Origin of the sequence: Nitrosomonas sp. Is24 (genome assembly GCF_033063335.1) — a bacterium.
Taxonomy (GTDB): Bacteria; Pseudomonadota; Gammaproteobacteria; order Burkholderiales; family Nitrosomonadaceae; genus Nitrosomonas.
Map to the genome: position 1 here is coordinate 286,009 of NZ_JAWJZG010000001.1, position 25,113 is coordinate 311,121.

The window sequence follows — 25,113 nt, forward strand, 5'->3', positions numbered from 1 at the left end:
CTTTTCACCTGCGTTCATTCGATTCCGCGCATCATCGCAATGCCATGCGCGCCCATTTCCTGGGCGATGGGCAAATCTTCCCGGTGCAATCCGCCCAGTGCATACACCGGCAGCGAATAGCCGCGAATCAGCGTCGCAAACCTTCTCCAACCCAATGGCGATAATCCCGGATGACTGAGTGTGGCTTGCACCGGCCCCAACACTACAAAATCCAATCCCAGTTGTTCCGCGGCAAAAAGCTCTTCGGCGTTGTGGCAGGATGCGGCGCATAATCCGTAGCCCGGATCGGGGCGGGACGACATGGCCATCAGCTGCGGCGATGTGAGATGCACGCCATCCGCGCCAAGTTCCTGCGCCAGTGGTGCGTTACCATTGATCAACACTTTTGCTTGATGGGGCCGGGCAAGTTCAAGAACTTTCCCGGCAAAGTTATGCAGCACATCCGGCGCCATTTGTTTTTCGCGGATTTGCAGCAAGCGCAAGCCGTTGTGCAATGCGTGCTCGATGTGTTGTAATGCGGCCTCGATGCCGGTTTCAGCCGCATGGGTGATGGCATAAACCGGCGGTAACCGCAGCGACTGCAAAATCGGGCCGTTGGCAGGCAGCATCGGAGATACTTCAACCGGATGTGGCCATTGCCAGGATAATCCCTGTTTTTCCCGGGGTGAGGGCTGACCTTCCCATTCCACCACGCGAAAGAAATGCAGTCGTACGGTGGCATGTGAATAGCTGAAAACGCGTGTGATCCAGGGGTGAGCCTGGCGCACGTGAATGCCGAGTTCTTCCCATAATTCGCGCTCCAGCGCGCGCAATAGCGATTCGCCGGGTTCAACCTTGCCGCCGGGGAATTCCCAGTAACCGGAATACACTTTTCCCTCGGGCCTGCGTGTCAGTAAGAACCGGCCATCCGGCTGCAGAATCACTGCTGCGACGACTTCGACGATGGGTGCCGATCCGGCAATCGGCGCGGTTGAGTGACTCATTGATTACGAACGATCGCTAGCCGATTGTTGCCGGCCCGCCAGATCGCGCGCGAACTGCCACGCCACCCGGCCGCTGCGCGAACCGCGTTCGATGGCCCATTGCAAGGCCTCGGTGCGTGCCAGCGCGGTCATTTCCTGGATACCGAAATAAGCCAGCCAGTAGCGCACGATGTCCAGATACTGATCCTGATCGAACGGATAAAACGACACCCACATACCAAACCGCTCCGACAAGGAAATTTTTTCCTCGATGGCTTCGCTCGGATGTACTTCGTCGCCGATATGCTTGTTGTCGAGATTGTCGCGCATGAATTCCGGCACCATGTGACGCCGGTTCGATGTGGCATAAATCAGCACATTGTCGGAAACCGTGGCAATCGAACCGTCCAGCACCACTTTGAGCGCTTTGTAGCCTGGCTCGTCGGTTTCAAACGACAAATCGTCGCAAAACAGAATGAAGCGCTCCGGGCGCTGATAAATTTTTTCCACGATGTCGTGCAAATCGACCAGATGATGTTTTTCCACCTCGATCAGACGCAAGCCATCCTGCGCGTATTTGTTCAGCAGCGCTTTGATCAATGAGGATTTCCCGGTGCCACGCGCGCCGGTCAGCAGCACATTGTTGGCGGAAAAGCCCTGCACGAATTGCTGTGTGTTCTGATCGATGCGCTGTTTCTGATCGTCGATGCCGCACAGCGCGTCGAGCGTGATGCGGTGAGGTTGCGTCACTGGCTGGATAAATCCACTATTTCCCTGCCTGCGCCAGCGGAACGCGATGGCTGTTTGCCAATCCGGTTCCGGCTGCGCGGCCGGTAGTAACTTTTCCAGATGATCGAGCAGCTTATCCGCCCGTTTATAGAATTTATCCCAATCGCTCACGCTGCATTCGCCTTTCGATTAACTGCGGTAACTGGCATTGATCTTCACATAGTCATAAGAGAAATCACAGGTCCACACGGTAGTCGATGCACTACCGCGATTGAGCACCACACGGATGGTGATTTCAGACTGATTCATTACGCGTTGCCCATCAGCCTCTTGATAATTGGTCGCCCGCCCGCCTTTTTCCGCGACCAGCACATCGTCGAGATATAGTTGAATGCCGTCGACGTTCAAATCATCGATTCCGGCATAGCCGATCGCCGCGAGAATCCGGCCCAGATTCGGGTCGGACGCGAAAAAAGCGGTTTTGACCAGCGGCGAATGTGCAATCGCGTAAGCCACTTTGGCGCATTCACCGGCATCCTTGCCCGCTTCGATTTGCACGGTAATGAATTTGGTCGCGCCTTCGCCGTCGCGCACGATCATTTTCGCCAGCTCGGCGGCAATCGCGGTCACGGCTTGCTGCAATTGGTTAAATTCGCTGCTGTCTTGCCGGGTGATTTCCGCATTCCCGGCTTTTCCGGTCGCCACGACGATGAACGCGTCGTTGGTCGAGGTGTCACCGTCCACCGTGATGCGGTTGAACGAATGATCCGCTGCGTATTTCACCAACTCTTGCAACAAAGGCTGGCTGATGACCGCATCGGTCGCGACATACCCCAGCATCGTCGCCATATTTGGGTGGATCATGCCGGAGCCTTTGGCGATGCCGGTCACCGTGACCGTCTTGCCGCCGATCTGCACTTGCTTTGAGGCCGCCTTCGGCACGATGTCCGTGGTCATGATCGCGTGCGCGGCGTTAAACCAGTTATCCGCTTTGCAATTCGCCACTGCGGCGGGCAATCCTTGAACAATCTTATCGACCGGCAACGGCTCCATGATCACGCCGGTCGAAAACGGCAGCACCTGCTGTGTGGCGCAACCCAACAACCGGCCAGCTTCGGCACAGGTTGCCAGGGCATGCTGAATGCCTACCTCGCCGGTTCCGGCATTGGCGTTGCCGGTGTTGACCACCAAGACGCGGATGGCAGCGTGCGCCAAATGCTGCTTGGCCACGGTCACCGGCGCGGCGCAAAAACGGTTCTGCGTAAACACCCCGGCCGCTTGCGTGCCTTCGTCCAGCACCATCACCAGCAAATCCTTGCGGTTGGCCTTTTTGATCCCGGCCTCGGTGGTGCCGAGCTCGACACCCGCAACAGGCAGCAATTGTTCAGGGGTTAGAGGAGGAATATTGACAGGCATAGTTAGTAATCAGCTTGATTGAAAGCCGCTATGCTACCTCATCTGCTGTGATATTTGCCATAAATTGCGACATCATTTTTCCCGCAATGTACCCAATTTTCGCTATGACTAATTCAAGCATTTGGCACTAAAACTTCACATGGATAAAAATTTCGTGGACAGGATTTATCGAGCATGGCCGAACTGGGTGAGCAATACGGTAAGCTGCTGATAAAGGTGATGGCTTGGTTTTAAGCCGATACTAGCCGCGTAGCGAAGCAGGGATAACGATTTTAAGGAAAGAAATGTTTATTGGATTTCGGGATCTCGCCCATAAAAAACCCCGGATTACCGGGGCTTTTTATTTAAGCTTTAAGCTCGTTTACTGCGGCACAATGTTCGATGCTTGCTTGCCTTTAGGGCCTGTCGTTACATCGAAAGTAACACGTTGTGCTTCACGCAATGATTTGAAACCGTTACTGTTGATTGCAGAGAAGTGTGCAAACAAATCTTCTCCACCGTTATCTGGGGTAATAAAGCCAAAACCTTTAGCGTCATTGAACCATTTAACTACACCTGTTGCCATGTTTATTTCCTTAATAATTAATGAATTTACTTCTTCTACAGTGATCCGTAGTGGCCATCGAATATCAAGGAAAAAGCTCAACTATAAGCATCACATTTCACAACTTGAATCCAAAAGACTCTTCTAAGATACACGTTTCCTGACAAAGTTCAAGCATTTATTAATAATGCTGGAGTGATGATTCAAGAATTAAAAACTAACGGTGGCTCTAGCGGATTGATTCGATAGTTTAAAAATAAGCAGTAACTCAGATTGAAAATATTCCAGTTGATATGTTGTGGATTGCAACCATTTCGTTTTTTGCTCGAATCTTGCGCTCGTAAACATGCTACTGGGAAAATTTTTATCGCATTTGTAGCTTATTCTATTTCATCGCATTACTGCCTGTTTGTTCATGCCTAGAAGGAGAATGCCATGACTGATGAGAGGAAATTGAACGCGGCGCAGATGGTACCGGGCGTGATATCCGCAGCGTACCCAGACAACTCGGCAACTTTTGTAATTGAGTGCATTTTGCCCTTCATACTCGATTCAAGAAATGCCTTGAATTCCCGATTACCAATCCAGCCGGTTGCTGCGCATGGAAGGGTGTGCGCTACCCGGACTGAAAGAAACCGGATATCCAATATAATCAATCTTGTATAAATTCATCAGTCTATGCGTTTAGGAATACTTGAAGACGAGCCCACTCAGGTAGCCATCTATGAGCTACTGCTTTCGCCCGATCGCTACCAATGTGAATTTTTTGGAACCATAGCATCCTTTCTCGATGCGCTGCGGGATGAAAGATTTGATCTGCTCGTGATCGATTGGATATTGCCGGATGGTACTGCCGGGGAAGCGCTGAAATGGATCCGAGGAAATATGGATTGGCATATTCCGATTATTTGTGTGACTTCGCGTAACAGTGAATCGGATGTCGTTAATGTTTTGCATATGGGCGCGGATGATTATTTCGTGAAATCTTCCCGGCATTTTGAGTTGCTCGCCAGAATTGAGACGTTGGCGCGTCGTAGCCGCGAAAAGCCGCCCGCAATGTTGCAATTCGGTCCCTATAAGATTGATTCAGAAAATCAAGCAATCTGTGTCGATGGCAAAAATGCCGGACTTACCCAGAAAGAATTCGTGCTGGCCTGCTATCTGTTTCAGAATATGAATAAACTGCTGTCGAGAATTCACTTGTTGGAAAAAATATGGGGATTGTCGGCAGAAATCGATACCCGTACCGTGGACACGCACATCAGCCGGATCCGGAATAAGCTCAATCTCGCCACGCGAAGTGAATGGGATATTTTGACAATCTACGGTTATGGTTACCGCTTGCAACATGCCAAAACTGTTGAGCCGGTTAGATAACTGGCTTTATTCCGGCTGGTTGCCGGGTTTTTATCCGCACACAGTAAAACGGGAGCCTCGGCTCCCGTTTTCAATCCAGAATGAAGCGGAATTAAACAGCCACTGCTTTTCTACGGCGAATGGCAAAACCAACTAAACCTAAACCGGCTAGTAACATCGCATAAGTTTCGGGTTCCGGAACCGATGTGACATTAAACTCGACTTCGCTCAGGAAAACCCATGCATTACTTCTATGGATTGTCACAGCGAGATCGTTACCCGTGAACGATAAGCCATTTGCTACAAAAGCGAATGGCGCAGAACCGGCAGGATCCGAAATGGGGAAATTGATCCCGTTCACATCCACGCTTGCTGGCGCGCTGACGCCACCGGAGCCATTTGAATCATCAAAATGAAAAGTGACGGAGCTGATATTGACAGGCGCATTCCAGTGAAAGGTAATGGTCGGATCCAGAGTCCAGCCGACATAAGAGCCATTGCCGGCAGGTGCTTCAGTGACAAACCAGTTGTCAGTTGCAATGATTCCATCGGTCAGATCGCCACGGCCGCCCGTCAAAGCTGCGTTGTCACAGGTTACACAACCGGCTCCGCTGTAGGTTTCATCCCAGTAGTTATAACTGCCGGTATTGCCGTTCAGCATGTTGTAACTGTCCGGCGTGAGAGCGGCATATGCGCTGCTTGCCGCACCCAGAATCACCAGTGCGGTGATATTAGCCAATATTTTCTTGTTCATTTCACAATCTCCATCGTGTATAAAAAATTGTATCGTTTTGTTTTATTAAATTGTTCAGTTTTTACTTCTGCAATTTAAGACAGCAGGTCCTCTGAGTACATAGGTATCAACTCCTCTTTTTCTGGTACATCTGTACTAGAAATAAAGAGATGCTACGCTGATATTCTTATCCGCTGTTTTTGCTATCATGCGAGTGAGTACAGTATCCGTGGGAGCTTTTTTATGACTGATGCAGTTGCGGTTTCAAATAATAGAAAACAGGATCGACGTCAGGATATGCCATTCTTCTGCGCGTACCATGTAGGGATCAAAATGGGCAGGCGGATCGGGGAACGCAGAGTGTCGGAGAAAGGGAAACCGGTGTACGTCGATCGTTACACGGGAAATGTGCTGTTTTGCGTTATTGCTATTTTATTGCTGAGCGCGTTGGACGCTTACCTGACGCTCAACATCCTTGCCAATGGCGGAGAGGAGATCAACTGGTTTATGGCGGTGCTGATCGAGGAAAGTACAGAAAAGTTTGTTGCTGTAAAACTGGCGCTTACCGCGATGGCACTCATTCTGCTGGTAATTCATCATAACGTCCGGCTGATTGAGTCCCTGCGTGTCAGGCATCTCAAGTACGCAATCCTCGCTGGATATGGCACATTGATCGGATACGAATGCTATCTGTTGGGATTGGCGGCTGCGCTTTGAGCCGAGAGCTGTTCAAGCGGAAAAGAATGCGGTGACCTCATTGGCAAATGCACGATCACAGCAAAAACCTTTTTAACGCAAGCCAGTTTTGAAATAGCTGGCTATATTTCTTAAATCATCCAGTACCAGTGTGCCTGCTGCTAACTGCAAGCGCAGATAGGCCAGCAGATAATCAAATCGCGCCCGTGAAAGATCGCGTTGTGCGGTATATAGTTGTTGTTGCGCATCCAAAAGATTTAAATTGATGCGGATACCGCCACGGATACTTTTTTCTGTCGCATCGACGAGCAACTCAGCAGACTTGACTGCCAGCTCCAGCGATTCAATTTTTTTGACGCCGCTTTTTAGCAGATTGTATTGTTTTTTCAATTCGACGAGGACCTTATCGGTTACCGCATCGAGATCCGCTTCCGCGCGTGCGTGATTCGCTTTAGCCTGAGCCGTGAGGGCATTTACACGGCCACCGGCATACAGAGGGAAATTAACTTCAACCCCAATGGTGGCAAGTTCGGCATCCTGACTCCGTGTGATAAATGACCCTCTATTATTTTTAGAGAGACTGGCGACTAAATCGACGCGCGGTGTATGTCCGGCAAAACTCTTTCTGATTTCTTCCTTACCGGATGTTACTGCATGGCGTTGTGTTACCAGCTCGGCATTGCGTTCCAGCGCCAAGGAATACCAACTGTCATAATCTTGCAACTGAATGGCACGCGTATTAAACGCATCGGACAGTCGGTCTAGCTGGTTTGTTTTTTGTCCTATGATGGCTTCAAGTTTGAGCCGGGCTCCTTCCAGCTCATCATTGGCTTCAATAACACGTGCTTGTGCAATGGCGTGTTTCGATTGTGTTTCCAAGACATCGGTCGTTGTTCCCTCGCCCTTGATTAACATACGTTCATTGACACGTTTGAGTTCTTCAAGGGAAGTCAGTTGCGCTTCGGAGAGCTTGACGTGATCCTGTGCCAGTAAGGTTTCCACGTAAGCCTCTACCAGCCTTACAACCAGCTGTTGGCTGCGGCCGGTGAATTTTGCCCGGCTGGAATCGGCTTGCGCTTTTCCGATGCGGTAACTGGCTACCGCTTCCAAATTGATCAATGGCTGACGCAAAGTCAATGCGCTGATCTGGCTATCAAAATGCGTATTGTCTGAAACTTCGATGACCCTGTTTGGCGCGACTTGTTGCGGGGCTGTGATAGTTCCCGTGCTTCTGCTTTGATTATGCGTGAGCGAGAGATTGGGCAGTAAGCTAGCCAGGCCGATGGCCTCGGCTTGTTGCCCGGCTTCATTTTCATGATAAGCGGAACGATAAGTCGGGTCATGCAGCAATGCAGCTTCATAAGCCTCTAAGAGGCTCATTGCATGGCCATAGCTGATCGGGCTCAAGAAAAACCCGGCTAAGACTAAAATTTTACGGATATCTATCATTACCGTTATTCTTCACTCAAGGCCGAATGAACACGATCCAGGATCGGTTTGAAGAGGTAGCTCATCAACGAGCGTTCACCGGTTTTAATGAATATTTCCACCGGCATGCCGGCGCGTATTTGTTGATCGGTCAACTTTTTCATGCCTTCCGGTGTAACCTTGGCCTTGATATTATAAAACGGAAGCCCGCTGCGTTCATCCATAAGACGATCCGCCGATACCTGAGTGACGGTGCCCGGTATGTTAGGGGTTTGCTTTTGATTCAGCGCGGAAAAAATAAGATCGACAGGAAGGTCGACGTGCACCCGGTCAATCAGATGAACCGGCACTTGCCCGGTAATGATCAGCATATCATCGCTCGGAACGATATCCATGAGCTTAAATCCCGGGCTGATCACACCGCCTTCGGTAAAAACGTTCATACCGACCACAAAACCGTCCACAGGTGCTTTGACTTCCACGTTGGCCAGTTCAAAATCCTGTCCGCTCAGGCGGCTGCTTAAAGAATCAATTTCCCGTTTGATATCGGATAACTGTTGCCGCACTTCTTTCTGGTATTCCTGCTGGCGGTGGATGCGCCGTTGTTCCAGTTCGGCTATTTGGCGCTGGATGCGGCCGATATTGCCGGTTTCCGCAGAAATCTCCCCGGTCAATTGGGTATAGGTGCGTTCGAGTTCCAACACGCGATTGCGCGGGACGAAACCATCCTGTGCCAAGTCGCGCAGATTGACAAGCTGCTCTTCCAGAAACTTCAATTGCGCATTTTTACTGCTCCGCGAAGCTTCCAGTCCACGCAATTGCATTCTTGAGCCTGCAATATTTTCTTCCAGTGCCGCGATTTCATGATGCAAGGCTAACTGGCGCGATGTGAATAATTGGTTCTGAGTGATGATGTTATTGGCAATGCGCGGATCATGCTGGAATGTCAGCAAGTCTTGCGGAAAAGTGATTTCCTTGCTGCCATCGCGCTCCGCCAATAGACGCGCTTCCACTGCGCGCGCGGTATACAGTTGACTGCGGGTGATTTCAGCTTGCGCTTTGAGCTGAACATCATTCATCCGGACTAAAACTTGGCCAACCGCGACATGCTCTCCTTCCTTCACCAGAATGCTGTCGATAATGCCACCGATTTGATGCTGGACCGCTTGCAGATGACTGGCGACCGTGACTGTGCCAGGAACCGGCACGCCTTTATCCAATGGTGCGAAAGATGCCCATAGGATAAATCCGCCAAAGCCTGCCAAAACGATCCACCAGCCCAATTTGGTATGGAGCGTCTCATCGGTGTCAACCTGATGGGATAAATCGGCGGGAACATTTTCAATAACGGTCTTTTTTTCTTCAGCTGCAAGCTTCATTATTCTTCCTGTCCGGTAATCTGTATGTGCTCAAGGTAAGGTTGAAAGGCGCGGTAAAAATTAGCCGGTTTGAGAGTCGACCGCAGGAGTGGTTGGAGGTGCTGGGGGTGCTGGATTTTGCGCAGCTTGCTGCCCGGCTTTCTTTTGCGCCAGCTGTGCCTGATGCGCTTGTTGTTGTTTTGCGAGCGCCTCCACCACTTGATTGGTCGGCCCGAATATTTTTGCTGCGCCGTCCTGCAATAGCAGCAATTTAGTGGTTACACTGAGAATACTGGTGCGGTGTGTGATCAACACGATGGTTTTGCCGCGTATGCGCAGATCGGTGATGGCGGCCAGAAGTGCTTGTTCACCCACATCGTCCAGGTTTGAATTGGGTTCATCGAGAACAATCAGGGATGGATCGTCATACATGGCGCGCGCCAAACCGATGCGTTGTTTTTGTCCGCCGGAAAGACCGGCGCCACCTTCACCCAGATGCGTGTCGTAACCTTCCGGCATATTCAAGATCATGTCGTGAACCCCGGCACGTCTGGCTGCCAGAATAACTTTTTCCGCGTTGATTTCGCCAAAACGGGCGATATTTTCCGAAACCGTGCCAGCGAAGAGCTCGATATCCTGCGGCAGATAACCGATATGCGGGCCCAATTCATCCTTGTTCCACAGATAAACATCAGCGCCATCCAATCTGACTTTCCCCGCCGCTGCCGGCCACACGCCGACCAATAAGCGCGCCAGAGTTGATTTCCCCGATCCGCTCGGGCCAATAATACCGAGCACTTCACCGGCAGCGAGGGAAAAATTCAATCCCTTGATGACGGGAACTTTACTGCCGGGCGGCGCTGCCGTGACATTTTCCACCGCAATCACGCCGAGCGGTTTAGGCAGTGCCATGCCAGCCGTTCGTTCCGGATTCTGTTCAAGCAATTGCGTCAGACGCTCATAAGCGCTGCGGGTGCCGCCAATCTGCTTCCACACACTGATGAGTAACTGTACCGGTGCGATGGCTCTGCCCAACAGGATTGAACCGGCGATCATCATGCCCGGCGTGATGCTGTTATCCAGCACCAATAAAGCACCTAATCCCAGCATCAGCGACTGCAATGCGACGGTACAAGATTTTGACAGCGCGGTGACGATGCCGGATTTCTCGCTGGCCTCGGCTTGCAAATTGAGAAAACGGCGATGCAGCTTATACCAGCGTGCTTGGAGATTAGGCAGCATACCCATCGCTTCGATGACTTCGGCATTGCGCAAATTGTTGGAGGCGATATTGCTGGACGCAATCGACATCGAATTGGCTTCGGCTAGCGGTTTATGCGAGATTTTCTCATTGATGTACGCTAATGCAATCAGTATGACTGTGCCGCATAAAGCGAAAACCCCCAGAATGGGATGAAACATGAATATCACGAACAAATAAATCGGAAACCACGGCGCGTCAAAGAAAGCGAACAAGGCATTGCCGGTCAGGAATTGCCGTAGATTGGTCAGATCTTTTAAAGCTTGCCCGGCGTTGCTATCGCTTTTTTTGAGACTTTCCTCAAAGGCGGCGGTGTAAACGCGCTTGTTCAACTTCATGTCGAGTTGCGCGCCGACACGGATCAATACAAAGCTGCGGACGAATTCCAGCGCACCCATGAAAATGTAGGCGCCTAACATGATCAATGTCAGCATCAATAAAGTCATTTCATTGCGGCTGGTTAGCACGCTGTCATACAGTTGCAGCATGTAAATGGCCGGCATGAGCATCAGCATGTTGATGACTGCACTAAAAACACCAATGTTTCTAAAGGTCTTCTTAAAGCCGGTCAGTACCTGCGCAATTTCATTCTGAGGCGCTTTAAATTTAAACTTCATTGGGATATTAACGCCATGGTGTTGAATAATTCATCAGTGAATACGTGATCCATTGAAATGATTATAGTTGTCGATTGTGATTGTTAGTGTTGATCGGGTAAGTCTTGTACCGTCAGTTTGAATGATCGAGGGAGAAAATCTAACTCCCGTGTGGCTTCGGAACAGTCAAATTTCAAGTCCTGATTCATTCTTTCCGCCATTGCCGTGGTCCAATTGCGGTACTTCGGCAGCCATCGCAGTCCCCATGTTGCGATCCGGAAAAGCCATAGTGGCACTGTCAACATGCGTGGAGTACGGTGCATCGCCGCGAATACGCGCTCAACCATTGCGCGATAGGTCAAAGTTTCCTCGCCGCTGAGGTTGTAAGTCCGGTGGCTTAAATTTTCCCTGCTCAGCGCGGCATAGCATGCAGCGGCCACATCTTCCACATGGATAGGCTGCCGCAAACCGCTCGCTGAGCCGAACAAGGGAAAGAACCCAAACCGGCGGATAAATTGTGCAATTTCAGCAATATTTTTGTCACGCCCGTATCCATAAATCAGCGTCGGACGCAAAATGACGCATTCTACCTCATGTGCGGCAGCCCATGTTTGCAGTAACTCTTCGCTTTTAATCAATTGTTGTGCAATTTTCCTTTCGCCGGGATCGGATGAAGTATTTTTGGTGAAACGGCTGGTGGAGGATAATACGATGATTCGTCGAGCGCCATAAGCCGATAACAGATCGAAATGCCCGGGTAACACCCAAATGGGCGCCACACATAACCAAGCGCGGATTTTATCGCCTTCATTGCAAACCTTTGCGCTATCCATTGTAGCAAATTGCTGCCACGTGATCTGTGGGTGCAGTGTTTTGTTTGTGATGGAATGGCGAGAGAATGCGGTGACATGCCAGCCATACTCAATCAGTTTCCTGATTAAACATTCTCCTGTCAGGCTCGTTGCTCCCAGTAATCCGACGTGTTGCTCATTCATGCTTGAATTTTAACGTCCGGTAACAATTTTGTGCTGTATAGACTAGCACTGTGGCGCTGAAGCGCAGCCATACACCTAATGTAATCAATCCCATTAATATACCGGGATAGCGCTGACGGAAAAATTTCCGGTAGAAACGCAGCATGCCCTTATGTTTATGCCAAGAAACGAAGTACGGCCGGGCGCGGCTGCAGGTTCCCTGGAAATGAACAACCGGCGCATCCGGTACAAAAACAATTTTCCAGTTTTTTTGTTTGAACCGCATGCACCAATCCAAGTCCTCGCAATGCAGGAAATAGTGCTCGTCCCAGGGGCCGGCATCGTCGATGGCTTGACGCCTCACCAGCATCAATGCGCCGGATATCGCTTCAACTTCGATGGGGGCTTGGGGTAAAGGCTGTTTATCCAGATGAAAATCAAAAAACAACCGCGGCCAGTATTTTTCCAGACGATGCAAACCGAAGGCGCGCACGAAAGCCCGCCATGGCGTAGGTATGGCGCGCCGTCCGCCGCCTTGCTCGGAGCCATCCGGGTTAACGAGATAGCCGCCAATCATACCGATCCGGGGATCCGATTCCATTACGTGCAGCATACGCTGCAGTGAATTTTCCTGCAGAATGCAATCCGGATTCAAGAAAAGCATATAGGGTTGCGTTGCTGCGCTAAGGCCAGTGTTGCAACCGGCGGCAAAACCGGCATTACTATTGAGGCGGACTATCTGGAGGTGATTGTCTGCGGAAAAACTGGATTCAAGTTCTGACAGACTGGAATCAGATGAAGCATTGTCAATGACTAAGACTTGCTGAACTTGTTGCAAAACTGCCTGAACACACTGGGTTAATATTCGTCCGGCATTATAGTTGACGATTATTACCGTTATGGGTTGTGTGCACCGTTCTTTTATGTCGTGGCAGATTTGTTGTGGAGCGTGCATTGTCTATCTTCAAATAAAGCCGCTATGAGGTGAAATAACTGCTGCTCAGTATTATCGGTAATTATCTCACAGTGTCAATGGGTTGTATTTTCTAGTTTAGCCGGTGCTTTAATAGGAGCTCTACGCGGCAGCCAAGCCATCAATTGCAGCAAGCTTAAGCTAGAACAGACCCGCTTACTCTGAATTTTTTTTCTTTGCTTCAATAATGATCCGATATGCTTAAAGGCATCGATTTTAGCTTGCCAATAAAGCCTAAGACGGCCAGAAGCAGCATAAAAAAATCCCACGTAAAGAATCATGGCTAGATGAACCGGCAAGAGGATAAAAATGAGCGGACTGGGCATATTCTTGATAAATGTCCAAGTTAAGTTACGATGCCCATGATAAACAGAGAAGTCGCTCGAGCTTCCTGTGATACCTGAACCGACGTGATGAACTTTAGCATCGGGTAGTAACAAGCTTTTACCACCGGTAAGCCGCAGACGAAAACCAAGATCGACATCTTCAGAGTAAGCAAAATAAGCTTCATCGAAGCCGCCTAACCGGCGATATGTTTCGGTGCGGTATATTGCCGCGGCTGCACATGCTGAAAAAATCTCTACCGGCTGCTTGGGTGTGATATCGCAAGGGTATCCATGGCCGTTGCGCCAATGTAATCCGGATATGTGGTAAGCATCGCCCAGTCCATCCAAATGTGATGGTTTATTTGCGTCAATTAGTGCACAGGCAAAACAATCGACGTCCGTAATCCGATTAATATTTTTTACAATTACTTCTAGGCATTCCGGCTCAGGATAAGCATCGGGGTTCAGAAAAAAAATCCAATCACTGTGAATATAATCCGCCACAGCGAGGTTATTTGCAGCTGCGAAACCGGTATTTTCATTTAGGCGGACAAGGCGGCATGGGAAGTTTGTTTTCTCGGCCGCTTGCCAGGAATTATCCACGCTGTGGTTATCTATTACGATAACCTCGAAATTTGAGTAGGTTTGCTCCGCTAACGCAGACAAAGCTTTGGACAGCATCTCTCCGGAATTGTAATTGACGACGATGACAGAAATAAAAGGGTTCTGCGCGCGAGTCATTCGTTTTGCAGAGCATGATCAGGTTGCATGATTAAGTATGATTTACTCAAGCATTAATTGCTTGATTGGCCGTATTCTTGGAATTCCGGCCATCTTGCAGAATAGTGCGCAGTTGGCGTTCGGCAACAGCAAATGAGAAATGCTCCTCGATATTAACTTTCCCAGAATTGGACAAACTTGTCCATAATTGCTCATCATCGTAGACACGGACAATTTGCCTGGCGAAGTCTTCCGGAGTGTCTGCAACCAGGATGTCTTTGCCGTGCACGAGATTCATTCCTTCGGCTGCGATTGTGGTGGCAATTACCGGCACACCGTAAGTCATGCTGGTGTTGATTTTGCCTTTAACGCCAGCGCCATAACGAATGGGGGCGATAGATAGTCTGATACGATCAAAAATTGGTTTTATGTCTGATACAAAGCCTTTAATAATGATATGCGAGGAAGCGTGAGCAGCAATTTTGGGAGGAATATTGGAGCCGATAATCAAAAGTTTTAAATCCGTTTTTAATGAATGGAGTATCGGGAAAATTTCGTGAATAAAAAATTCCATTGCATCAACATTAGGCCGGTGTTCAAAGCCGCCGATAAACAGAATATCCTTTCTTTCTTGATATCCGTAAACGGTTTCCTGGTTTTGATGAATATTCGATAACAGCACTACCGGCACATCGGGAGCTTCTTGTTTAAATAATTCAATTTCTACCGGGCTGACTAATAATGTTTTATCCGCTTTACGTGCAGTGCTCAATTCCTGCAGTTTTAGCCTCTCGGCTGCAGCCAATTGCTGTTTGTCCTGATTGATCAATGCTTGCCGCTGTTCACGCAAGAAATGTAGATCCACGGTATCGAACAGTATCATTGCATTGGTGCAGTATTCTTTTGCGGTGTCTATGAATTGCTCGGCAACATTTACCCGGCTGAGTAATACAACATCATATAGATGCCCATGTGCCATCAAATGCGAATGAATCGAGTCCAGATAAGGCAAATAAAAGCATTCGATACCGATAGATTGCATTTTTCGCGTATAAACCGGATGGTATGCAAGCGTTTTTGCGATAAAACTGACTTTGTATCCTAGTTTTTTGAAAATATGCAACAAATTAAACATGCGTAATGAGCCGGAATCATTGTCGGGCATTAGAACCAGATCATCCAGGACCAGCACACGCTTGCTGACGTCGCGTTCTTTCTCAAGATGGGGCATATCTCCGTTGGTCCGGTGAGATTGCAGCGTTTCACGCCAGCGCCGGTAAAACTTTTCATGGTTAACCGTCTGATAACGTTTGGTGCCTTGCGTGACATCTGTTCCGGAAGACACGCCTTCAAAATGAATGACCGTAACGGCGGGCTGATAGTACACTTTCTTTCCAGCCTTCCTGACCCGGAAAGCGAGATCGGTGTCTTCATAATAAGCCGGGGTATAGTAGTCATCCAATAGTCCGAGATCGATAAGATCTTGCCGTTTAATCATTAAGCAAGCGCCTGAACAATAATCAACTGCTCTGCAATAGGAATATTCCGGCTTTTCCGGATCATCGCTGCGCCCATAATTCCAGGCTGAAGCATCCTGCCACACGATACCTCCGGCTTCTTGCAACTTGCCATCGGGATAAACCAGTTTGACTCCCACCAAGCCGGCATCGGGAAAATCCGAGAATGTGTTTGTTAACCCGTTCAACCAGCCGCGAGTGACAATAGTATCGTTGTTCAACAGTACGATAAAACGCCCTTTTGCGGCATTAACCCCGGCATTGCAAGAATAGATGAACCCCTTGTTCTCTATATTGTGGATGACTGTAATTCCTTTGATGTCATTGAGCATCTTGGCGGTTTCATCGGTTGATGCGTCATCCACGACAATCACTTCATAGGTGCTTTCTGCGCTGTTTTCATAAATCGATTTAAGGCAGGTGAAAGTGTACAAATGTTTGTTGTGAACCGGGATGATAATGGAAATATCGGGATGAGCGGTCTCTGGAAAACTAAGCGGGTGATAGCGGGTTGCTATTGCATAATCATTTTTCTGTGGAAGGGCTATCTGAGGCGTAGAAAAGCACTTTTTGTAGATTCGAGTGAGTAAGGCACGTAATCCTTGTGTTCTTAGAATGTTTATTGCGGCTGGAACGTATTTAAATAGATTGGTCATTTGTAGGCTTGCTTTTGTTGGTATTGATGTATTTCGAAAACCAATTGAAATACAAAGGTTTCTTATTGATATTTGGTGGAACGACAATTGGACGGCATTTTATAGCACGCGATGATCGTTTGTTAACGCACCAGACCGTGGCCATAATAATAATCATCCAATACTAATGTGCGCAGCAAATCAGTTTCTGATCCGGAGGGGTTTTTAATAAACTGCAAGAAAAGATCTTCTGCAACTTCTCCGGGGACTTCAAAATCAGTTAATAAGTTATCTCTGAGATGGATGGATTGGTTAACAAAATCCAGAATACCTCGGCGGATTTCCGCGCGTGTTGCCGCAGTTTGGCGTTCTTCATGTGATTGCTCGCGGAATTCGGGTGTTATATCGGTTGAATTGGTTTTTCTGTAGCACACTACTTGCGCGTCATCGGCGCTTAGAAATTTTTCAATTGTAAAACTTTTTCTATATATGATTGGTTCAGTAGCAGTCGGTTTAGCATAATGACAATAGTAACCCTGTGCAATGACTTGATGTTTCAAAGCAACCTGTTCTGCCGAGTCAAGTGTCATCAAATAATAGCCATGTATTTTTTGTCCCAGAAGCTGATTGAGGCGTTTTTGTGTTGTCGCCGCATAACCAATATCGACAATGGCGGCAGCCGAGTCTTTGTGTAATCCAAGATGATGCAAATAGGCCATTAATCCGGGGCGTTCTTGTTCAGCTTGATTCAGGATTCGCGCTTCGAGTGCTTGCAACAGCGGTTTCAGATGATCGATATTTTCTTCTTCAACCGCAACCATTTTTTTCATTGGCCATATTTTGCGGTGCGCCAATTCCTGATACTCCTCGTCTGATAGTCTTAATCCATACCGCTCAAAAATAAAATCCGGCATTGGGTTGGGCGCATAGTGAGTACACGCGATTTTGAAAATATCGTCCAGATTCGAAATCATCGGCACCGTGATTGCGCGGCGTGAGAGCAACAGATATTCAGATGTAACAGCATCCGCTTTGCCGGATACCCACAAATCGTAAACTATTTTGAGTATTTGACCTTCTCGTGCGAGAAAATATAACCGTTTCATGCCATCGGTTGCCGCTTTTTTAACTAACCATTGCACGAAAGAGAGTACCAGGGGACCCGCGATGGTGAATCCAATCGCCCAAGGTGAAGCGGGAACAAAGTTGGCCGGATCGAAGCGGGGATAGAACACGGGGTGGAAGTTGCCTTGTGTGATGACTCCGAGTGTAAGCTGCTTATTCAGATCATTTCGGGCATCCCGATAGAGAGCTCGTTCGATAACCGGTTCAAAACGCGGAGTTGCCCGCGCAAGTTCGACGGGGCGCATAATATGCATGGTTCTGAATCCCATATCGACCGGTATTTGCACATCAGAATGTTCGTTATCACCGATGACCAGGATTTCATGGGGCAATACATTTTCATCGGCCAGGAGTTGGCGGTAAAAATGACCGGTATCTTTTCTCAATCGATTGTCGGAAGATAGGTGAAACTTATGCCATCCCTCGATTCCACAGCGCGTCAGCATGGTTTCAATGACGGACCGGGGTAGATACATGTCGCTGGCAAGAACGACGCGTTTGCCGAGATTGATGGCGAGTTTGAATAAGGCGATTGTTTCGGGGCGGGGCGACACGATTGCCAGCTCGATGGTTTTCTCAAGTTCGCAGATTTCTTCAACGGCATCTGCTGAAAGACCAGACAAGGCCGCGAATTGTTTGAAAATGGCATCCAAACCGACATCGTATCCTGCGATCCGGCGCGCCTCGTTTTCTGCCGCGGCGCGGAATTCAAGATAAAGCTGACCTGCTTGGCCACCGGTACGCCGGGCGACGATGTGCTTGATACTTTCAGGATCCAGCAGCGGGCGCGTGATCAATGTATCGAATATATCGAATACTACCAGGTGTATGGCGGGGTTTCTGAGTTGAGCGTGGATGTCTTCCGGTTTGTGCGACAGGTACTGATCAATGCGCCAGCGAGACCAGTGATTGGATGGCTTATCCCAGAGAATAACCGCATTTTGGCCGGATTTCCGGGTAACCAAGACGAATAATCGTTCAATGCAATGTGCCAGTGTTGCATCGGTTTGTCCGGTTTCTTCGGGAAAATCTTCGATTCTAAGATGAGCGTCGAATAAAGGTTGTAATGCTTTCGAATGCGCCCAGAACATCGATCCGGCCGGAAAGTCAAAATAGCCTATTGGAAAATCGGCGATGCCCAGTTTTTTACACAGAATATATCCGTTAGTTTTATTGGAGAGCCAAGTATTGGCCCAATAAGGCAGAACAGTTGAATTATGCGGATAAATAAAGCCGGTATTTTTGTAACTGGTTAATAATGAAAAGATTTTCTGGATTTGTAACGAACTGCCCAATAAATGGGTCAACAAATATTCGCGCCAGCCGTCGGCTGCGCCATTGGTATATAGCGATTTTTTGCTATGAATATGCGCTATATAATCATATCCTTGTAATGCTGTGTCAAAAGTACAAAACATGGGGGCAATATCGCGTCCGCGGTTGGGCACGATAGTGACGATTAGTTGCCCTAGATGCGGCAAACGAGAAAAAGCATGCTGGCATATTTGGCGTGCTGCCTCATCGGGCGTTGAAACAAACAAGTCATACGGAAAAGGCATGTTACCCAGATAGCTTGCAAATTCTGCTGCCAGATCCGCGTAAAAAATATGTGCGTGGATCGCAATGCGTCCGGCTGGCGGTGTTGCTAGCGGTGCAATCGTGGAAAGATCGACCATGCCTGCCAGAGAGCCATAGGAATCCACAGTCCCTGGAGTCGAATGACCGGCCTTGCTTGCACGCCATGTCTCATAATGCCCCATCCCGGAAAATAGCGGACCGGCGACGCGATAGGCGATATTCAATGCATTTTTGCGCCATCGCACCGGAAATTGCCAGTAGATAGCTTTGAGTAACGGGAAAATTCTGCGCCGCACCCCATCCCAAGCGGCGTGATGCTGTCCACGGATTATCCGAACAAGGAACCGGAAAGGGGCCGTGATTTTCCATGAGGTTGAGTGAAATATGTCATGAATTGTTTTTTGCAGATCACTGATTATTGTTTGCAGGGATTGCTCACGCTGAGTACTTGCAATTGTGTTTTGATTCAGTTGACTGTGTAGCGAAGCAAGCAAGTGTTCATTACTAGCTAATTGGCTGCGAAGACTGGATATCAAGTGTTCACTTTCCGTTAACTGATTGCGAAGGCCGGATATCAAATGCTCGCTATCAGCTAACTGGTTGCGAAGATTGAATCCCAAATGTTCACTATGCGCTAATTGGCTGCGAAAACTGGATATCAAATCTTCACGGTATTCAATTAAATCCTCCAATTGCTTACCGGTTAGCAGCATTTTCCATTTATCGTAAACTTTGCTTCTCGATTCCTTTAGAAAAGTTTCATCTTGCTGGAGCCCTAAGCCGGAGTATCCATAATTGTGGTAAATAGCGGTAATGTTGTCGATGTGCAATATTTCGCTGTGCTGTGCGACTTGAATCCAGAAATCCCAATCTTCAAAAACTTGCAGGTTTTCATCAAAACCGCAATGATCTTGCGTGACTAAAGACTGCTCAAACAGCATGGCATGAATCGGGATAAAATTTCTGCCCCAAAGCCGGCGTTGATCGTAAGGTTCGTTAAATGCAGTGACTTCCTGAAGTTGCCAATCCACATAGTGCTCAACGCGTACGCCAGAGTATACGCATCGAACGCCGGGATGATTTTGTAGCGCAGTAACTAGGTTTGTAATGTGTTCCGGATAAAATAAATCATCGTCATCAAGGAAAATCAGATAGTTTCCTTTCACCGAATGCAGCCCGATGTTGGCTGCCCGGCTTCGATCCAATGGTTCGCCATTCTCAATGGTTCTGAGTGGAAAGCGCCCGCACCATTCACCTAGTTTTCGATGGTCTTCCCCCTTTGCGTCCACCACCACCACTTCGATATTCTGATAAGTCTGCAAAGCCACGGAGTCCAATGCATCGGATAACGTGGGCCGATCCATGCTGCGGATAATGACGCTGACCAGTGGCAGATCGCTGCTATCCAGCGGAAGTCCCAGTAGTTTTTGGCGGGTGTGCTCGGATTGATAGAGTTTGAGCGGATCGTTCGCTAACTCTTCCGAGGAAAGGAGTATATAGGCTTCTGCCGCGATGACATCGGCCGGCAGTGTATAGGTGCGGTAGTGATTCAGTGATGCAATATGCTGATCGTAGCGCTGCTTTGTATTTTGTGAAATAAAACAGGCCATCGCGGCTGCCTTACGTGCAACCAAATCGCTGATATCGAGTAACTGATTGGGGGGCAATGGAATGCCCACTTCGTACAATGCAATGTTGACCATAGCACCGATGCGTCTGACAGCCTCAACAGCTGCCATACTCAACGCGCGATGGTCCGGATGCATTTCAAAAACCGATGGAACATACACCAGATCAGCGCCGGTTTCGCGGATGGCGGTCAAAATTTCCTGAATCAGTTTCTCGCCATAGCAGACTTGCCGATCCTGGTGTTGCCAGAAAACCGGTGTGCCATAGCCAAGTATCTCAGCTGCGGCCGCGCTTTCCTGTTGACGCTGCTGAATGTATTCAGCTTTTGTTTCTTCGCTTGCGCCATAAGCGCCATCGGATACTACGATAACGTGAACAGGAATGCCTTGTTCAACGTGGCGCATAATGGCTCCGCCACAACCGAATACTTCATCGTCGGGATGGGGAGCAAATACAAGTGCGCAATTACCAGGGATTGTTCTAACAGCTTGGTAGGGAATGAGTGTGTTTTCCAATATTTCTCGCTAAAAGTTCTTACTTTAGATTATCGATCCGGCTCTCAAGTGGTGCGGATATTCATGTCTTGAAAGTCTATGGTGGCAATGTTCGCATTTATTGTTTTAACTTGCAATTCTCCATGACGGCCGTGCGGATTGCGCTTTGACATCGATACAGCGCGCCATTTCCGGTCTTCTGTTTTTATTCTCGCAATGCTGTCAGGCAACGTGCAACCAATGCGGTGACTGGCGTCGGTAGTGCTTCTTAGAGGTAATTTCTTGCATTTAATTTTGGTAAGGAAGCCTTTCTTATATTCTAAAAGAATATAAGAATATATTTATATATTATTTCTCTTATATAGAAACTCAATCTTATAATGCGCGCAAGTGATCGGATTGGATTGGTCACGAGAGTCAAGTATCACTATGAATATGGTATTTGCAATGCACCATTAATGCTCTGCGGGGCTGGTTGTATAGCCACTGAGCATCAAGCCCTTATTCTCATCTTATTGTTACAGTAAGGATTACACCATGAAAATAAACAAACTAAAAAGTCTTGCGGCAGCACTGTCTCTGCTAGCTGGCTCGAATATGGCGCATGCGTTGACGCCATGGAATGACGGTCCGCCTGACATCGTGATTTATACATCCGGCGGCGCGGCGCAAGATAGAGCGATTGATTTGGCGGTCGTGAGTTCCCTGGTTGAGCCGGGAACCGATGACTGGTTTAGTGATAAAACTTCAACCGGTTCTATCGGTGGCCGTTGGCGCGCTTATTACTTCATTGGCAAATCAACGTTAGGTGAAGGTCTGGCGGGACGGAAAATTCTGTTTGAGAAACGGTCTTACGGTGCGGCCGGTTACGGGGTTATCCCACTGGTCGCCAATGATGGCCGGGGTATTCCTCTCGAACATTTGAATATCCAGGGCTTGCCGCAAACTGCCTGGACAGCGGACGGAGCCAAACGTTGGGTTGCAACCATCACCGGCGCCAATGCCAGCACCTACCTAGCTAAGGTACCTTCGGATGCTGGTTTTCTTGGCGTCGATCCCGACATTCTGTTGAAACCGGGCACCGAGAACTATCCCGAACAAGTTAAAGAGCTGATTTCCGGTCAGTTTGAGTCCGGTTGGCCGACCAATATCGATCGTTTCCCGGATACCTTTGCAGCACTATCGACCGGCGGTCTGGTGTACGGCATCAGTGTCACCGAAGATCTATACCGTGTGTTACAGGCTGCGCAAATCCGATCCGGAGAATTGCCGAGCGACACAGTCATCGGCCGTTATGACGATAAAAGCCTGCCATCGCTGAACCGTACTTTCCTGGCTTCGTTATTTGCAGGAAAAATATCGGCGTGGGATCACGTGAAGATTGTGGATAAGCTCAATGGTAATCAAGTCAGAAGCTTGACCGATTCAGAGATTCTTTCCGATGCGGGTGTCGATGCGCCAACCAAAGAATCGGTAACGGGCGGTCAATTAACCCCGGTCGCCATCAGCCGCCGTAACAGGGGTGCGGCCATCGGAGCTGTGGGTCATGCCAAGTTGCTCAATTATCCGTTTGCCAAGGGATCAAATCCACCCGCAACGGTCACTCCCGACGGGGAATTTGAAGAAGAATCGACGTTACCTATTGTCAAGGCTCCGGGTGGTGCAAGACCGACCGACGATTTGCTGAAAGATTGGCAAAATGGCACAAACAGCACTGGATGGAATAATGTCTCGGATGGCGCCGGTTTTGCCAAACGCTGGGGAATAGCATTCCAGTCCGGTGACCGCAACGCGGGAGCAACGGTTGAAGGTACCGGCGGTCAAGGCTGGCGTTATATCAAAATCGATGGCTATGCACCGACCATCGCTAACGTAGCTGCCGGCACCTATCCCTATTGGGCGGAAGGCGTGGTCCTGGGGAAAATCGAGAAACCATGGGATCCTGATTGGGCGATTAAAGCGCGTGCACTGATCGCTTTCGCACAAGATTTGGGTAGCCCGACTGTGGCTGCTGCAGCGAATGCGAATTCCAATCTGACCTTCGGCCGCTCCGGAATTTTTGCTACCACGAAAGATCCTCGCGGTTTCAGAGGAGCAGTTCCTTTCAACGAAAACAACCCTGTTGTTCCTTATACACATTTGAGTGTGGGAGGCGCGCCTAAAGCGTTCCCCTATCCAAGTCTGGAGGTTGCACCGGTTGCGGATCCCAGTGTGACGGAGTTCGAGTTGAAATAAATTCCAGAACATTTGATAAGTTGACTCGCTGTGCCTCTTTTGGGGCATGGCGAGTTCATTTGAAGAATCTGGTTATTTTCTTTTACTAATCAATCAATAAAGAAGGGCGGATGAGGATTGTGCATTGAGCACAGGCACTTTCTTTGCCTAAATAATGCTTAGTTATTTTGTTAAGTTTTTTCATTACTTTTAATTAATTACTGATTACATGTTCCAAATGATACTGCCTCTGTTCATTTCACTGCTTGCGTCTTGTCTATCCATGCCTGCGTGGGGAGATCAAAAATCATCGGAACAGGTGCATGCCGGGCAATCGCAGCCAAAATTCGATTTGCTGGTGCTGCAAGTAGATGGAAATACCATCCTGGAACAACAATTAATTGAAAAAACGGTATATCCATTTCTGGGTTACGACAAATCCATCGACGATGTTGAAAGCGCCCGCCAAGCCCTGGAAGCGGTTTATAAAGAGCAAGGTTATCCTACCGTGCTGGTGGAAATCCCCGAACAGGATGTGGTGGAAGGGCAGGTTCGTTTGCAAGTCATGGAAGGTACCATCGAACGTCTGAAGATTACCGGGTCGCGCTATTTTTCTCTGGGGAAAATCCGTGAACAAGTACCCGCATTGGCTGCGGGACAAGTGCCGCATATGCCGGACGTTCAAGAACAGGTGGCCGCATTGGGCAAACAATCGGGTGATCGCCAAGTCACGCCGATATTCCGCGCTGGTTCCACACCCGGTAAAACCGAAGTCGAACTGCGGGTTGCCGATACGTTTCCATTGCACGGCAGTTTGGAAATCCACGGCAATAATCCGGAAGGGACAACGCGTCCGCGCCTTGTAGGCACATTACGTTACGACAACTTATGGCAGCGTTTCCATAGCGCGTCTTTTCAATATCAAGTAACACCGGAAAATCCCAGCGAGATTCAGGTGTGGTCAGGCACTTATGTCATGCCGACCGGTTTTTCCGATACCCGTCTGGCGATGTATGGTATCGGCATTGACTCGAATACCAAATTGGGAACACCCATCGGCGGATTGACGGTTGTCGGCGCCGGTACCATCTATGGCGCGCGTTTGACCAAACCTTTGGCTACCCGGGAAACCTACAACCATAATCTGGTTCTCGGTTTTGACTACAAAAATTTTAACCAAGCCATTACCGTTCAGGGACAGGACGAGAATTCCACGCCCATTTCTTACACGGCATTTCAGCTGGGCTACGACGGAAATTGGCGTTACAACAAGGCTGTGACATCTATTAATGCTGCCGCCAATTTTGCGGTACGCGGCTTGGGAAATGAAACGCAGGAGTTTGAAGACCGGCGCTTTAAGGCGCAAGCCAATTATGCTTATCTGACTTTAGGGGCCAGGCATTTGCAAGAACTGCCGGGCGACTTCAGAGTGGCCGTGCGGACAAGAGGTCAAATCACGAATACACCGCTCATCAGTAATGAGCAATTTTCTGTCGGCGGTCATCAAAGCGTGCGCGGTTACCACATGACGCAGCAATTGGGCGATCACGGCGTTAATTTTTCGGTTGAGTTGCAGAGCCCGATGCTTCAACCGACTAGCTGGGAAATCATCCGCAGTTTCCGTCCGCACATATTTTTCGATTACGCGGCTTTATGGATTAAAGAGCCGCTCCCCCGTAATCCCGATTTCTACAAACTGGCAGGTGCTGGTGCAGGTTTCAGAATGCAATTGCACAAATTCTTAAGCGGTGAGTTTGACTGGGCTTACCCGCTGTACCGGCAAGGAAAGGTCGATGTGGGCGATCAGCGCTTTGACTTCCGGCTGAATTACGAATTTTAGATTTTGCTT

The 25,113-nt window shown here is 48.8% G+C and carries 17 protein-coding genes; 4 read left to right on the plus strand and 13 right to left on the minus strand.

What is annotated here, in order from left to right:
* Window positions 1-14 precede the first annotated feature (14 nt).
* From R2103_RS01310 to R2103_RS01325, 4 genes are all read right to left on the minus strand, one after another.
* Window positions 15-983, minus strand: a complete 969-nt coding sequence (locus R2103_RS01310; protein WP_317529771.1) for a Nudix family hydrolase — start codon at window positions 981-983, stop codon at window positions 15-17.
* Window positions 984-986: 3 nt separating this feature from the next.
* Complete coding sequence (locus R2103_RS01315) at window positions 987-1,862, minus strand: ATP-binding protein (RefSeq protein WP_317529772.1); 876 nt, start codon at window positions 1,860-1,862, stop codon at window positions 987-989.
* Between the two features lie 18 nt (window positions 1,863-1,880).
* Entirely contained in the window at window positions 1,881-3,107 is a 1,227-nt protein-coding gene (gene argJ / locus R2103_RS01320; RefSeq protein ID WP_317529773.1) for a bifunctional glutamate N-acetyltransferase/amino-acid acetyltransferase ArgJ, read from the minus strand.
* 361 nt (window positions 3,108-3,468) lie between these two features.
* Window positions 3,469-3,672, minus strand: a complete 204-nt coding sequence (locus R2103_RS01325) for a cold-shock protein (RefSeq protein WP_090317641.1) — start codon at window positions 3,670-3,672, stop codon at window positions 3,469-3,471.
* 657 nt (window positions 3,673-4,329) lie between these two features.
* Here R2103_RS01325 and R2103_RS01330 point away from each other — a divergent pair.
* Window positions 4,330-5,028 (plus strand): response regulator transcription factor, encoded by a 699-nt coding sequence (locus R2103_RS01330; RefSeq protein ID WP_317529774.1) that lies wholly within the window; start codon window positions 4,330-4,332, stop codon window positions 5,026-5,028.
* 91 nt (window positions 5,029-5,119) lie between these two features.
* Here the strand turns inward: R2103_RS01330 and R2103_RS01335 are convergent, their stop codons facing one another.
* Window positions 5,120-5,761, minus strand: coding sequence for an FxDxF family PEP-CTERM protein (locus R2103_RS01335; RefSeq protein WP_317529775.1), 642 nt, complete (start codon window positions 5,759-5,761; stop codon window positions 5,120-5,122).
* Window positions 5,762-5,983: 222 nt separating this feature from the next.
* Between R2103_RS01335 and R2103_RS01340 the strand changes: the two genes are divergently transcribed.
* Window positions 5,984-6,457: a DUF5658 family protein gene (locus R2103_RS01340; protein ID WP_317529776.1), complete on the plus strand. Its 474-nt coding sequence runs from the start codon at window positions 5,984-5,986 to the stop codon at window positions 6,455-6,457.
* Between the two features lie 72 nt (window positions 6,458-6,529).
* Here the strand turns inward: R2103_RS01340 and R2103_RS01345 are convergent, their stop codons facing one another.
* From R2103_RS01345 to R2103_RS01380, 8 genes are all read right to left on the minus strand, one after another.
* Window positions 6,530-7,816, minus strand: coding sequence for a TolC family outer membrane protein (locus R2103_RS01345; protein ID WP_317529777.1), 1,287 nt, complete (start codon window positions 7,814-7,816; stop codon window positions 6,530-6,532).
* Between the two features lie 74 nt (window positions 7,817-7,890).
* Window positions 7,891-9,243 (minus strand): HlyD family type I secretion periplasmic adaptor subunit, encoded by a 1,353-nt coding sequence (locus R2103_RS01350; protein WP_132427236.1) that lies wholly within the window; start codon window positions 9,241-9,243, stop codon window positions 7,891-7,893.
* A gap of 60 nt (window positions 9,244-9,303) precedes the next feature.
* Window positions 9,304-11,100, minus strand: coding sequence for a type I secretion system permease/ATPase (locus tag R2103_RS01355; protein ID WP_317529778.1), 1,797 nt, complete (start codon window positions 11,098-11,100; stop codon window positions 9,304-9,306).
* Between the two features lie 83 nt (window positions 11,101-11,183).
* Complete coding sequence (locus R2103_RS01360; RefSeq protein WP_317529779.1) at window positions 11,184-12,074, minus strand: NAD-dependent epimerase/dehydratase family protein; 891 nt, start codon at window positions 12,072-12,074, stop codon at window positions 11,184-11,186.
* Complete coding sequence (locus R2103_RS01365) at window positions 12,067-13,008, minus strand: glycosyltransferase family 2 protein (protein WP_317529780.1); 942 nt, start codon at window positions 13,006-13,008, stop codon at window positions 12,067-12,069. The genes R2103_RS01360 and R2103_RS01365 overlap by 8 nt, the downstream gene beginning before the upstream one ends.
* Window positions 13,009-13,082: 74 nt before the next feature.
* Complete coding sequence (locus R2103_RS01370; RefSeq protein WP_317529781.1) at window positions 13,083-14,093, minus strand: glycosyltransferase family 2 protein; 1,011 nt, start codon at window positions 14,091-14,093, stop codon at window positions 13,083-13,085.
* 46 nt (window positions 14,094-14,139) lie between these two features.
* Entirely contained in the window at window positions 14,140-16,245 is a 2,106-nt protein-coding gene (locus R2103_RS01375; RefSeq protein WP_317529782.1) for a glycosyltransferase, read from the minus strand.
* Between the two features lie 122 nt (window positions 16,246-16,367).
* Window positions 16,368-21,071 (minus strand): rhamnan synthesis F family protein, encoded by a 4,704-nt coding sequence (locus tag R2103_RS01380; RefSeq protein ID WP_317529783.1) that lies wholly within the window; start codon window positions 21,069-21,071, stop codon window positions 16,368-16,370.
* A 516-nt stretch (window positions 21,072-21,587) separates the two neighbouring features.
* Here R2103_RS01380 and R2103_RS01385 point away from each other — a divergent pair.
* Both R2103_RS01385 and R2103_RS01390 read left to right on the plus strand, forming a co-directional pair.
* The gene (locus tag R2103_RS01385) at window positions 21,588-23,285 is read left to right on the plus strand and encodes a hypothetical protein (RefSeq protein WP_317529784.1); all 1,698 of its coding nucleotides are present in this window, start codon (window positions 21,588-21,590) and stop codon (window positions 23,283-23,285) included.
* 262 nt (window positions 23,286-23,547) lie between these two features.
* Entirely contained in the window at window positions 23,548-25,104 is a 1,557-nt protein-coding gene (locus R2103_RS01390) for a ShlB/FhaC/HecB family hemolysin secretion/activation protein (protein ID WP_317529785.1), read from the plus strand.
* Window positions 25,105-25,113: the final 9 nt, after the last annotated feature.